The sequence below is a fragment of the Pseudomonas pisciculturae genome (assembly GCF_015461805.1).
Lineage (GTDB): Bacteria > Pseudomonadota > Gammaproteobacteria > Pseudomonadales > Pseudomonadaceae > Aquipseudomonas > Aquipseudomonas pisciculturae.
This window is the reverse complement of sequence record NZ_JACVZE010000002.1, coordinates 271,920-283,986: the sequence shown is the minus strand read 5'-3', so window position 1 is coordinate 283,986 and position 12,067 is coordinate 271,920. Positions and strand designations below refer to the sequence as shown.

Sequence of the window (12,067 nt, the reverse complement as noted above, 5' to 3'; positions counted from 1 at the left end):
GTGCACACCTCCTGAACTCCCCGTTCCTCTCAAGGTAGTGCCGTGCTCTCCTGGAATTCGCAGATCGCGCGCCTGTTCGCGGAGCAGAAGAAAGCCCTCGAAGCCTTCGTCACCCGGCGCACCGGCAGCGCCCAAGTGGCCGCCGACCTGACCCAGGAATCGTTCCTGCGCCTGGCGCGCATGGGCTGCGGCGAGAAGATCGACAACCTCCCGGCCTTTCTCTTCACCATTGCCAGCAACCTGGTGCGCGATCACCAGCGCCAGGCCATCCGCCGTGAGCGCCTGGACGCGGGCGAGCCCAGTGAAGAACTGCCGTGCACCAACCCCGGTGCCGATGAACAATTGGCGGCCTACCAGCAAGAACAACTGATGCAGGACGCGATCCTAGCGTTGCCCGAAGCGACTCGGCAGATCTTCCTGCTCTATCATGTCGACGAACTTTCCTACCGCGAGATTGGCGAGCGCCTGTCGATCACCCCGCGCAGTGTGGAATACCAATTGCGTCGCTCCTTGATTGAATGCCGCGCCTACATCAAGACGCGGCTCGCCTGCGATGCACAAGGACGTCGGTCATGACCGCCACACCCACTGCCGACGAAGTGTTCGAAGAAGCGTCTGGCTGGTACTTCCGCCTGCAAGCCGAGGACGTGACCCCGGCCGAAATGGAGGCCTTTGCCGCCTGGCTCGGGCAAGGCCAGGCCCAGGATGACGCCTGGCAGGAAGTGCAGGCGCTGCTCGGTGGCTTGCGCGAGCCGGCCCGGGTAATCCGCCGCGCCGAGCAAGCCGCCTGGCGTAAACCGGCGCGCCGTTGGGCGTGCGCCGCCGCCATGCTGTTGGCGGTAGGGCTGACGGTGCAGAACACCCCCTGGCTGGACCGCCTGCGTGCGGACTACGCCACCGGCACCGGCGAGTCGCGCACCGTTGAATTGGCCGATGGCTCCCAGTTGCAACTCAATACCGACAGCGCGATTCAAGTGCGCATGAGCGGTGGTGAGCGTCAGATTCGTCTGCTGCGCGGTGAAGGGTTTTTCAGCGTGACCAAAGATCCGTCGCGGCCGTTCGTGGTGCAGTCCGGCGAGGGCTGGGTCAAGGTGGTCGGCACCCAGTTCAGCGTGGCGCGGCGTGATGCGCAGACACGGGTGCAGGTGGCCCAGGGCAAGGTGCAAGTCAGCGCTGGCAGTGGCACGCCGGTTTACCTGGAGCCTGGATTGGCGGTGGAATATCAGGACCAGCGCCTTGCGAACGTCCACGGTTTCGACCCGGCCAGCGGTTTTGCCTGGCGTCAGCGGCAATTGGTGTTTCGCCAGCAGCCGCTGTCGGAGGTGGTCAGCGAGTTGAACCGCTACTGGCCCGGCAAGACCTTGGTGTTGGGCGACGCGTTGCGCAATCGCGTGGTGTCTGGCGTGTTCGAGATCGACAAGCCTGATGCCGTGATCAAGGCGCTGGAGTACACCCTCAACCTGCACGCCGAGCACTACACCCCGTATTTGCTGGTGTTGCGCGAAGGCAAAGCGTCCTGAGTGCAAGTTTCTCAAAATATTTTCAGGGTTTTCCCACAGGGCATCGTCCTTGATCACTGAGGCGCAAATAGTAAGCACTCTCAAGTAGTGCGGCGCCGATCACAGACTTTTTTGCACCGGGGAGCACCATCCATGGCACACCGATACGCCGCACGGCCCTTGCTGGCACTGGCCATTTCCATGGCTTGCGGCACTGCGCCGCTGTACCTGCAGGCCGCTGAAGCCACTCAAGCTCAGACTTATCGCTTCGATATTCCAGGGCAAAGCCTGGACGGCGCGTTGGCAGCGTTTTCGGCGGTGACGCGGGTGCAGGTGTTGACGGCGGCCGATGTGACCCAAGGGCAAGTTTCCCCAGGTGTCCGCGGGCAGTTATCCCAGCGCGATGCGTTGGCCCGATTGCTCGCCGACAGTGGCTTGGCTGTGCGGTTCATTGACGCCGACACGGTGACCCTGGAAAGACTACTGCCTTCAAGCGCGGCGCTGGAGCTGGGTGCAACCACCGTCAGCGGCCAGCGCTCGGCAGTGACCACCGAAGGCACCCGTTCTTACACCAGCAATGCCGTCAGCATCGGCAAGGGCGAGCAGAAGCTCAAAGACATCCCGCAGTCCATCAGCGTACTGACGCGCCAGCGGCTGGATGATCAAAATATGAACAGCCTCCAGGACGCCATGCGGCAGGTGACGGGCGCCACCATCAAGACCTACAACTCCGGCTCCAGCCTTAACGATGTGTATGTGCGTGGCTTTTTGGTAGACCAGGTGCAGGTCGATGGCGTCTCGCAACCCACTGGCCAGGGCGACTTGGCCACCAGTTTTGACTTGGCGATGTACGATCGCGTCGAAGTACTGCGGGGGCCTTCAGGGCTCTATCAGGGGGCTGGCGAGCCAGGTGGCACGATTAACGTCGTGCGCAAGCGCGCCTTGGGCAACTTCGCCTTGGGCGGGGAATTGTCCGCCGGTTCCTACGATCACTACCACAGCTCCGTGGATGTGACCGGGCCGCTGAATGAGCAAGGCTCGTTGCGGGGGCGGTTTGTGACCACCTACGAGAGCAACAAGTCGTTTGTGGATTACGCACAGAACAAAAAGCCGATGGTGTATGGCCGCCTGGAATACGACTTCAACCCCGCCACCACTCTGTCGGTCGGCGGCGCCTACCAGGAAAACCATTCGACGCCAGCGTTCGGGCTGCCCGCCTATTCCGATGGCAAGCTGCTGGACGTGAAGCGCTCAACCTATGTTGACGCAAAATGGAACCAGCTCAAGGAGCAAGTCTGGGAAGGTTTCACCGAGTTGGACCACCAGTTGGACAATGGTGGTCAATTCAAGACCTCCCTGACTTATCGAGACGCCGAGACCCCTACGCGTAATTTCACCTGGACCGATGGGGCCGTTGACCCTGCGACCGGCGAAAGCTCGGCCGTGGCGTATTCCTATTACACCCACATTAAAACCCTGGGCCTGGACAGCTTCGTCACCCTGCCGGTGCAAGCGCTGGGTCGTACCCATGAGCTGACCTTGGGGGCTGAATACCAGCATGTGAACAAGGACTTTACCTACGGCGGCGGGGAGTATTACCCGATCAATGTGTTTGATCCGGGCGCTATCAATATCCCCAAATCCGAGTTCGTCATGGACAACGGCAACTGGTCTACTTCCCACCAGTATGGGCTTTACGGGCGTACCAAAATCAGTGCGACGGACTGGCTGGATGTCATCCTGGGCAGCCGTGTCACCTGGTTTGAGAGCGAATCCCAAAACGCCAACGCGTTTTTCAACAATTACAGCAACACGCAAACCGACATCAACCGCAAGTTCATTCCCTATGCCGCGTTGGTCGCCAAGCTGACGCCTGAACTGTCGGCTTACGCGAGTTACACCAGCGTATTCAAGCCGCAAACCGAAGTGAATGCCGGCGGCCAAACCATCAAGCCACGTAAAGGCAAGCAGTACGAAGTGGGCCTCAAGCGTGAGTTTTTCGATGGGCGCCTCAACGCCAGCGTGGCGCTGTTCCGTATTTACGATGAAAACCGTGCGCAGTTGCTGGGCAATACCCAAACCTACGCCGCTCAGGGCAAGGTCCGCAGCCAGGGTTGGGAGACGGAGCTGTCCGGCAACCTCACTGACAACTGGAGTATCACCACCGGCTATGCGTTCACGCAGACTGAAATTCTCAAGGCGGATTCGCTGACAGAAGGCGATTTGTTCAGCACGATCACGCCCAAGCACAATTTTAATGTCTGGACCCGCTATGAGTTTGTCGACGGCCCACTCAAAGACTTCAGCGTCGGTGGCGGTTTGCGCGCTGTCAGCCCGACCTACTACGAACGCGGTGACGTGCATTTCCAGCAGAGTGGCTACAGCGTCGCAACGGCTCAGGTGGGCTACACCATCAGCCCGCAAGTCTCCACCAGCCTGACCGTGAACAACCTGTTTGACCGGGTTTACTACGAGCGCGTCGACAGTGCCTGGGGTTCCAACTTCTACGGCGAGCCGCGCAACTTGACCTTGAGCGTGCGGGCCAACTACTAGGGCGCCTAACGCCAGGCAAAAAAATGCCCCGCACTAGGCGGGGCATTTTTATGGGCGCAGCTTACAGGCCGTCGAGCATGGCCTTGTTACGCACAGCGCCTTTGTCGGCACTGGTGGCCAGCAACGCATAGGCCTTCAACGCGGTAGTGACTTTGCGTGGACGCTTCTCTACCGGTTTCCAGCCTTTCTTGTCTTGCTCGGCCCGGCGTGCGGCCAGCTCTTCATCGCTGATCAACAGGTTGATCGAACGGTTCGGAATGTCGATCAGTACCTTGTCGCCATCCTGCACCAGGCCAATCGCGCCACCGGCAGCGGCTTCTGGCGAAGCGTGGCCGATGGACAGGCCCGACGTACCGCCGGAGAAACGCCCGTCGGTCAGCAGTGCACAGGCTTTGCCCAGGCCTTTGGATTTCAGGTACGACGTCGGGTACAGCATCTCCTGCATACCCGGGCCGCCTTTGGGGCCTTCGTAGCGGATGATCACGATGTCGCCTTCCTTCACTTCGTCAGCGAGGATGCCGCGTACCGAGCTGTCCTGGCTTTCGTAGATCTTGGCGCGGCCTTCGAAGACGTGGATGGACTCATCCACACCGGCGGTTTTCACCACGCAGCCGTCGACGGCGATGTTGCCGTACAGCACGGCCAGGCCGCCTTCTTGGGAGTAGGCGTGCTCGACACTGCGAATGCAGCCGTTTTCACGGTCGTCATCCAGCGTTTCCCAACGGGTCGACTGGCTGAACGCGGTTTGCGTCGGGATGCCGGCCGGGCCAGCCTTGAAGAAGTGATGCACGGCTTCATCGTCAGTCTGGGTGATGTCCCATTTGGCGATGCCTTCGGCGAGCGTCTTGCTGTGCACGGTCGGCAGGTCGGTGTGCAGCAGGCCGCCACGGGCGAGCGAACCCAGGATCGAGAAGATCCCACCAGCGCGGTGCACGTCTTCCATGTGGTACTTCTGGATGTTCGGCGCGACCTTGCACAGTTGTGGCACGTGACGGGACAGACGGTCGATGTCGCGCAGGTCGAAATCGATCTCGGCTTCTTGCGCTGCGGCCAGCAAGTGCAGGATGGTGTTGGTGGAACCGCCCATGGCGATGTCCAGGGTCATGGCGTTTTCGAACGCCTTGAAGTTGGCGATATTGCGCGGCAATACCGAGTCATCGTTCTCGGTGTAGTAGCGCTTGCACAGCTCGACGATGGTGCGGCCGGCCTGCAGGAACAGCTGTTCGCGGTCGCTGTGGGTGGCCAGTGTGGAGCCGTTGCCCGGCAACGCCAGGCCCAGGGCTTCTACCAGGCAGTTCATCGAGTTGGCGGTGAACATGCCGGAGCACGAACCGCAGGTAGGGCAGGCGCTGCGCTCGTATTCCGCGACCTTCTCGTCAGAAGCGCTGGAATCGGCGGCGATGACCATGGCGTCCACCAGGTCGAGGCCGTGGGAGGCGAGCTTGGTCTTGCCGGCTTCCATCGGGCCGCCCGAGACGAAGATCACCGGGATGTTCAGGCGCAGGGAGGCCATCAGCATGCCGGGGGTGATCTTGTCGCAGTTGGAGATGCACACGATGGCGTCGGCGCAGTGGGCGTTGACCATGTATTCCACGGAGTCGGCGATGATCTCGCGGCTCGGCAGGGAATACAGCATGCCGTCATGGCCCATGGCGATGCCGTCATCGACGGCGATGGTGTTGAATTCTTTGGCTACGCCTCCAGCGCGTTCGATCTCGCGGGCGACCAGTTGGCCCAGGTCCTTGAGGTGGACGTGGCCCGGTACGAACTGGGTGAACGAGTTGGCAATCGCGATGATCGGCTTTTTGAAGTCGTCATCTTTCATCCCCGTGGCGCGCCACAGTGCGCGGGCGCCGGCCATGTTGCGGCCGTGGGTGGATGTTTTCGAGCGATAATCTGGCATGGAGCACTCCGGGCGGCTAATCGGTATCAAAGGGGAGTGAGCTTCTATTGACGTCTGGAACACCCGAAAAATGGCCCTGGTGTCCGGAAGTTGCCGCAAACGTTACGGGATCGCCGTGCGCATTGGCCTTGAGCTCATAAACCCGCCGGGGGATGACTGGCGATGAATAGGGCCGATTCTACACCGCTGGCGGCTGGAGGGAACGGGGCAATACAGGGCCTGCGGCTTTGTTTAGACTGGCGGCCTTTTTTGCCCCTCCCCACTCCAAAGGAACTGGAATGCCCGGTATCAATCGTTTTCTTGGGTTCTACCTGCTGATCGGCCTGGTCCAGGGAATCGCCTTCTATTACTCCGACCAGCTTTATCGCGTAAACGAAGCGCTGTTTTTTGTCACCTACACCCTGGCCCTGGTGGGCGGCACCACGTTGCAGTTGCTTGGCGAAAAAGCACGACACTGGCGTTCGTTGTTGCCAACGCTGGTGTTCACCCTGCTGATGGGCGGCATGACGCTGTGGGTGTGTTACGGCGCCGAGCATATCGGCAACAACCGTTGGGCGATCAACTCCTGGTTTATCAGCGTGGTGGTGCTGAGCTACGTCTGCGCCAGTTTCCTGTTCGCCTGGCCCTCTGCCAAAGGCCAGCGCTGGCGCTATGAAGACCTGTTCCAGCAAGCCTGGAACAGCGTGTTTATCGTGCTCTACGCGTTGATTTTGGTGGGGTTGTTCATGGCGTTGCTCAAGCTGTGGAGCCGCCTGTTCCTGATGCTGGGCATCGAGTTTTTCGAGCGGCACTTCTGGAGTGAGTTGTTCCTGTGTTTTGCCCTGCCGCTGGTGTTCGCGCTTGGCATGTACTTGGCGGCGCGTAGCGAGAAGGTCATCGGCCAGATGCGCAGCATGCTGCTCAGCGCCTGCGGTTTGCTGCTGCCGTTGATCGCGCTGATCAGCGTGCTGTTTACCCTGGCCCTGCCGTTTACCGGGCTCGGGCGGATCTGGGCCACGGGCTACTCCACGCCGATTTTGCTGGTGTTGGCCGGCGCGCAGTTGTTCCTGCTCAATGGGGTGTTCCAGGATGGCCGGCAGCCGCGGCCCTATCCCCAGTGGCTGACGCGTTTTATCGAGTTGAGCCTGTTGTGTCTGCCGGTGCTGGCGGCGCTGGCGTTTTATTCGAGCTGGCTGCGGGTTGAGCAATACGCCTTGTCGCCGCAACGCTTCATCGCGCTGGCGGCGGCGTTGTTGTGCGGTTTGTATGGCCTGGCGGCGGTGTGGGCGGTGGTGCTGCGTAAACCGGTGTGGCTGGGCAATTTGCGCGTGACCAACCCGGCACTGGCGTTGCTGTTTTGTGCGCTGGTGGTGTTGATCAACACGCCGTTGCTCAGCCCAGTGCAACTCAGTGTGAATGATCAGGTGCAACGCTTGCTCGACGGGCGCACCAAGGCTGAGGCCTTTGATGCGCACTACCTGCGTTTTGGCCTGGAGAAGGCCGGCGAGGAGGCTTACGCCCGGTTGCAGGAGGATCTGGATAAAGAGCGCATTCTCGACGCGGACTCGCGCCGTATCTTGCGCGAGCGGATGGACGACACGTCGCTGAGTTTCAGCGAGCAATACGCCAAGGAGCGCGCCCAGCGGCCCAAGGCCGAACTGGAATGGATCGGCCCCAAGCCCAAGGGCAGCGAGCAATTTGCAGAGCTGAGCCTGGATACCGACTCACCGTGCGAGTCCAAGTGTGTGTTGTGGGCGGTGGACCTCGACCTGGATGGCCAACCCGAAGTGCTGGCGATTCCGAACACCGGTTATCGCCACGACTCCAAGCCCCCGCGCATCTTTGCCCTGGACGAGAAGGGCAAGTGGGACGATCGCGGCCCACTGGTCTGGACGCAACTGCCGGACGGTTATGTGGACACCGAGATGTTGATCCACGACATCCGCATCGGCAGGATCGAGCTGGTCAAGCCGCGTTACCGGCAGTTGCAGACCAGTGACATGCTGCTCACACCGGTAATGCGTGAGCCGTAGTCTGCCGGTTGGTGATCAGCCCCCATAGACTGAGCACGATGAAACTGAGGGCGATGGTCAGCAGCAGATGCTCGCCCGCCTGGGCCAACGCCGCGCTGCTGACGGCGGCGGTGAGGAACATGATGCTGTTGCCCGCCGACGCCGCCGTGCCGGCGCTGCTGGAAAACAGCAGCATCGCTGCGGAAATCGCGGCGGGTCGCACCAGGGTGACGGCGAGGGCGCTGATCAGCATCGGGATCAGCAGGGTCACGGTGGTGATGGCTTCCATACTGACAATCAACGTCAGTAGCCCCCCGGCGATTGCCAGCAAGCGAAGGCCGATATTGATCTGCCGGGACAGGGGGATGTGTTTCTGCAGATACGATGCCGCGACGCCACCGAGCAGGTAGGCCACGCCGTACACCATCAGCACCAGCACGTATTGGTATTCGGAGAGCTTCAAGGCATCCATGAAAATCAGCGGTGTGACGCTGATGAGGGCGAAGTAGCAGGTGAAGACCAGCGCGGCGATCCACCAGTAGCGCAGGAAATTCTTATTGCGCATGACGGCCTTGAGGGTGGCGATGATCGACACCGGCTCGCGGTGCGGGCTGGCGGACTTCGACGGCAAGATGCACAACGCGTGGATCAGCATGCCCAGCGCCATTAGGGCAAAGCCGTAGAAGCTGCCTTGCCAGTCGAAGGTGGTTTGCAGCCAGGAGCCGATCAGCGGCGAAAGCGCCACAAATGAGCCGCTCAAGGTCATGTAATACAGGCGTATGCGGGCGCGATCTTGCTCATCGAACAAGTCCTCCACCAGCGCGTGGCCCAATACAAAGAATCCACAACCCATTGCCTGCACACTGCGAAACAGCAGGAACGTCAGATAATCCGGCGCCAGTGCGCAACCGATGGCCCCAAGGATCGACAGGGCGATGCAACCGATCAGCACTTCCTTGCGACCCCATTTGTCCGACAGCGGGCCGGCGACCAGTTGGGAGATCGAGAAAACCAGCGTGAACAGGCTGATGGATAGCGCCACGTCGGTCGTTGGTGTGTCGAAGTGGGCGGACAGGGCGGGGAAGGAGGGCAGCAGGATATTGATCGGGAAGAAGCTGATCAGGGAGATGCAGGTGATGAGGATGAAGCGTGAGGGTTGGTGGCGTTTTATCACACCACCGGGTAAGGGCGAGCAGGAAGACTCAGACATTGTTTTGTATTCCGGAGGGGTACCCAAAACCGATACTAGCCTTGGGTGGCGAGAATTCAATCAATAAAGGTGGAGTCATTCTCTTCCCGAGGCATGCTGTAAAAGGCTGCATTGCCAAGGCTTCAATCAGTCCTCAAAAGCTTTTCGAATTCATCGCTGAAAACCTGACCGTCGCTGTAGCCTGCTCCGACGAAAAGAACTAGCTGCTCTCCAAGGCCCTGTATGCCAAGGGCTTTCTCGACCTTGGTGTCGTTGATAGCGGAGGACAGCCATGTGTTAAGCCCCATGGCGGTTGAAATGAGTTGGGTCGTTTGTGCGATGTGTCCGGCTTCTATGAGGGCAACTCGGTAGGCTCGGGAGTGTGGATACTTCCACCACAGCTTGTCGAATCGCGAAGTAATGAAAATACCAAAGGGAAGGTTATCGATGAAGTGCTGGCCGTTAAGGTAGTTTCCAAGAGGCTCTTGTATTCGACGAATTAGCCTGAGTGCGTGTAGCGCTGGGTGGTAATAATAAAGTCCGGGGTTTACGCCTCTTATGTTGTGCGCATACACATAACCTTCGCTGGAGCTTAATCCACCACCTGACGGACTGCTTCGTCTAGCTTGGAAAGAGGGGGGCGTTAAATCTGAGGTGTCTTGCAGGCGTTCTTTTAAGTGCCCTAGAGACAGGTAGAGCAGCGTGCTTAGGTCTTCTAAAGAAATGCTTTTGTTTAAGTAGCTGCGGCAGGTTTTTCGTTTTATTAGCGTGTGCTGCAGTAACGGGTATGCTCTGAGAGATTCGTTCGGTGAGGGCTGCGGTAGGCTGATAAAGTCTTCCTGTTGGAGATGAGCGAACCGATTTGAAGCAGGAGGGTTCGTGCGCATTACGCCCTGGCAGTGGGCCAAATAATGAGCTGCCCAACTGACGCTGTCTGTAGGCTGATCAGTATCTGACAAGTCCTTTGTACCGATGTGGAATATCCTCGACAAGTCATCCCATCCCCACTGGTTATCTGGCGCTGGCGCACCTTGTTGAATAATTGAGTTATTAGTGAACGTCGAGTCTATCTCAAGCTCAGGGTCATAAAGCGAAAGGTCGTAAACAAGCTCCAGCAAACGCTGCGAGTGCGCGAGATCTAACTCAAATTGCTCGTGGGTTTCGTAATTCCAGATAATCAGATGTTGCGATTTTGTTAGGAAAAATAAGTTGGGATTTATTTGCATTGTTTACTCCCCTTTCTTGGGGCTGGGTTGGTGTACAACCCAGCCCGTAATCAACGACTTATTTAGGCATTCCAATCAGTGCGAATGCTGCCAGTGCTTTTGACTCAAGAATGATTGCATTCATATCAGCTCTCCATTTCATTAAGTTAAGTAGCTGTCACGCAAATCAAAGGTGACGGAAACTAGGCTAGGCGCTGGTTTTAGATTTATCTAGTCAGGGGGCGTAGGAGGATTCTGGTGGTGTTGTAGTATGTTTTTGCTGTAACGATGAAGCTATAAGTGGTTTTTGACTTTGTACAAGAAATGAAGAGGTTCGTTTTTTTTGAAGGGGACGGTTTTGTGAACTGATGCTGCCCGGAACCAGTCGGGCAGCATCACGCGAATGAACTTAGCTATTCGGCAGCAGGCGGCACGTAATGCTCTTGATATAGCGCGTCTCTACGATCGCCGGGTGCACCGGATGGTCCGGGCCCTGGCCGCCACGTTCCAGCATTTGGATATTGCGATCCAAATGACGGGCGCTGGTCAGCAGGATGTTTTGCAGATCGTCTTCCGGCAAGTGCATGGAGCACGAAGCGCTGACCAGGATGCCGTCCTTGCTGAGCAGGCGCATGGCTTGCTCGTTGAGGCGACGGTAGGCGCCTTCGCCGTTCTTCATGTCTTTTTTGCGTTTGATGAAGGCCGGTGGGTCGGCGACGATCACGTCGAAGCGTTCTTCGCTGGCTTTGAGCTCTTTCAACGCTTCAAACACGTCGCCTTCGATGCAGGTCATCTTCTCGGCAACGCCGTTCAGCGCAGCGTTGCGCTCAACGCCGTCGAGGGCGAAGGCAGAGGCGTCGACGCAGAACACTTCACTGGCGCCGAAGGCCGCAGCCTGCACGCCCCAGCCGCCGATGTAGCTGTAGAGGTCGAGCACGCGTTTGCCTTTGGCATACGGGGCCAGGCGAGCGCGGTTCATGCGGTGGTCGTAGAACCAGCCGGTTTTCTGGCCCTGGATCACCGGGGCTTCGAATTTCACGCCGTTTTCTTCCAGAGCTACCCACTCCGGCACCAAGCCGAACACGGTTTCGACGTAGCGGTTGAGGCCTTCGGCGTCGCGGGCGGCAGAATCGTTCTTGAACAGAATGCCGCTTGGCTTGAGCACTTGGGTCAGCGCTGCGATCACGTCTTCTTTATGGGCTTCCATGGTCGCCGAGGCGATCTGCACCACCAGGATGTCGCCGAAACGGTCGACTACCAGGCCCGGCAATAGGTCGGAATCGCCGTAGACCAGGCGGTAGAACGGCTTGTCGAACAGGCGGTCACGCAGGGACAGGGCGACGTTGATGCGGTGCACCAGCAGCGACTTGTCCAGCGGCAACTTGATGTCGCGCGACAGCAGACGAGCGCAGATCAGGTTGTTCGGGCTCATGGCCACGATGCCCAGGGTCTTGCCGCCGGCCGCTTCCAGGATAGCCTGGTCGCCTGCCTGGAAGCCGTGGAGTGGGGTGGCAGCCACGTCGATTTCGTTGCTGTAGACCCACAGGTGGCCGTTGCGCAAACGACGATCGGCGTTGGCTTTGAGACGCAGGCTTGGCAGGGACATGACGTCGCTCCGGAAAAAAGAGCGGGAGTATACCTGTTACAGCGCGTTTCATGTGGGAGCGGGCTTGCCCGCGATGCAGGCAACGGGGTGTATCTGACGTACGGCGGTGATGCCATAGATG

General features: G+C 59.2%; 8 protein-coding genes. 4 read left to right on the top strand and 4 right to left on the bottom strand.

Annotated elements, in window-relative coordinates:
- Nucleotides 1–42: 42 nt before the first annotated feature.
- From ICY20_RS06960 to ICY20_RS06950, 3 genes are all read left to right on the top strand, one after another.
- Nucleotides 43–576, top strand: a complete 534-nt coding sequence (locus ICY20_RS06960) for an RNA polymerase sigma factor (protein ID WP_159957922.1) — start codon at nt 43–45, stop codon at nt 574–576.
- Nucleotides 573–1,520: a FecR family protein gene (locus ICY20_RS06955; RefSeq protein ID WP_194937207.1), complete on the top strand. Its 948-nt coding sequence runs from the start codon at nt 573–575 to the stop codon at nt 1,518–1,520. The genes ICY20_RS06960 and ICY20_RS06955 overlap by 4 nt, the downstream gene beginning before the upstream one ends.
- A 180-nt stretch (nt 1,521–1,700) precedes the next feature.
- Nucleotides 1,701–4,052: a TonB-dependent siderophore receptor gene (locus ICY20_RS06950; RefSeq protein WP_407692618.1), complete on the top strand. Its 2,352-nt coding sequence runs from the start codon at nt 1,701–1,703 to the stop codon at nt 4,050–4,052.
- 61 nt (nt 4,053–4,113) lie between these two features.
- On the opposite strand, the gene ilvD is transcribed toward ICY20_RS06950, so the two are convergent.
- Nucleotides 4,114–5,955 carry a dihydroxy-acid dehydratase gene (gene ilvD / locus ICY20_RS06945; protein ID WP_159957928.1) on the bottom strand — a complete coding sequence of 614 codons (1,842 nt, stop codon included), beginning with the start codon at nt 5,953–5,955 and terminating at the stop codon, nt 4,114–4,116.
- Nucleotides 5,956–6,233: 278 nt separating this feature from the next.
- On the opposite strand from ilvD, the gene ICY20_RS06940 reads away from it, so the two are divergent.
- Nucleotides 6,234–7,967, top strand: coding sequence for a DUF4153 domain-containing protein (locus ICY20_RS06940; RefSeq protein ID WP_194937205.1), 1,734 nt, complete (start codon nt 6,234–6,236; stop codon nt 7,965–7,967).
- Here ICY20_RS06940 and ICY20_RS06935 read toward each other — a convergent pair.
- From ICY20_RS06935 to ICY20_RS06925, 3 genes are all read right to left on the bottom strand, one after another.
- Nucleotides 7,942–9,156, bottom strand: a complete 1,215-nt coding sequence (locus ICY20_RS06935; protein ID WP_194937204.1) for an MFS transporter — start codon at nt 9,154–9,156, stop codon at nt 7,942–7,944. The genes ICY20_RS06940 and ICY20_RS06935 overlap by 26 nt on opposite strands.
- A 122-nt stretch (nt 9,157–9,278) precedes the next feature.
- Nucleotides 9,279–10,361 (bottom strand): SagB/ThcOx family dehydrogenase, encoded by a 1,083-nt coding sequence (locus ICY20_RS06930; RefSeq protein WP_159957934.1) that lies wholly within the window; start codon nt 10,359–10,361, stop codon nt 9,279–9,281.
- Between the two features lie 388 nt (nt 10,362–10,749).
- Nucleotides 10,750–11,946, bottom strand: coding sequence for a class I SAM-dependent rRNA methyltransferase (locus ICY20_RS06925; protein WP_053127951.1), 1,197 nt, complete (start codon nt 11,944–11,946; stop codon nt 10,750–10,752).
- Nucleotides 11,947–12,067 lie beyond the last annotated feature (121 nt).

Coding starts and splice junctions, on each gene's coding strand:
- ICY20_RS06955 (WP_194937207.1), top strand. CDS start 573: ATGACCGCCACACCCACTGCCGACGAAGTGTTCGAAGAAGCGTCTGGC.
- ICY20_RS06950 (WP_407692618.1), top strand. CDS start 1,701: ATGGCTTGCGGCACTGCGCCGCTGTACCTGCAGGCCGCTGAAGCCACT.
- ilvD (WP_159957928.1), bottom strand. CDS start 5,955: ATGCCAGATTATCGCTCGAAAACATCCACCCACGGCCGCAACATGGCC.
- ICY20_RS06940 (WP_194937205.1), top strand. CDS start 6,234: ATGCCCGGTATCAATCGTTTTCTTGGGTTCTACCTGCTGATCGGCCTG.
- ICY20_RS06935 (WP_194937204.1), bottom strand. CDS start 9,156: ATGTCTGAGTCTTCCTGCTCGCCCTTACCCGGTGGTGTGATAAAACGC.
- ICY20_RS06930 (WP_159957934.1), bottom strand. CDS start 10,361: ATGCAAATAAATCCCAACTTATTTTTCCTAACAAAATCGCAACATCTG.
- ICY20_RS06925 (WP_053127951.1), bottom strand. CDS start 11,946: ATGTCCCTGCCAAGCCTGCGTCTCAAAGCCAACGCCGATCGTCGTTTG.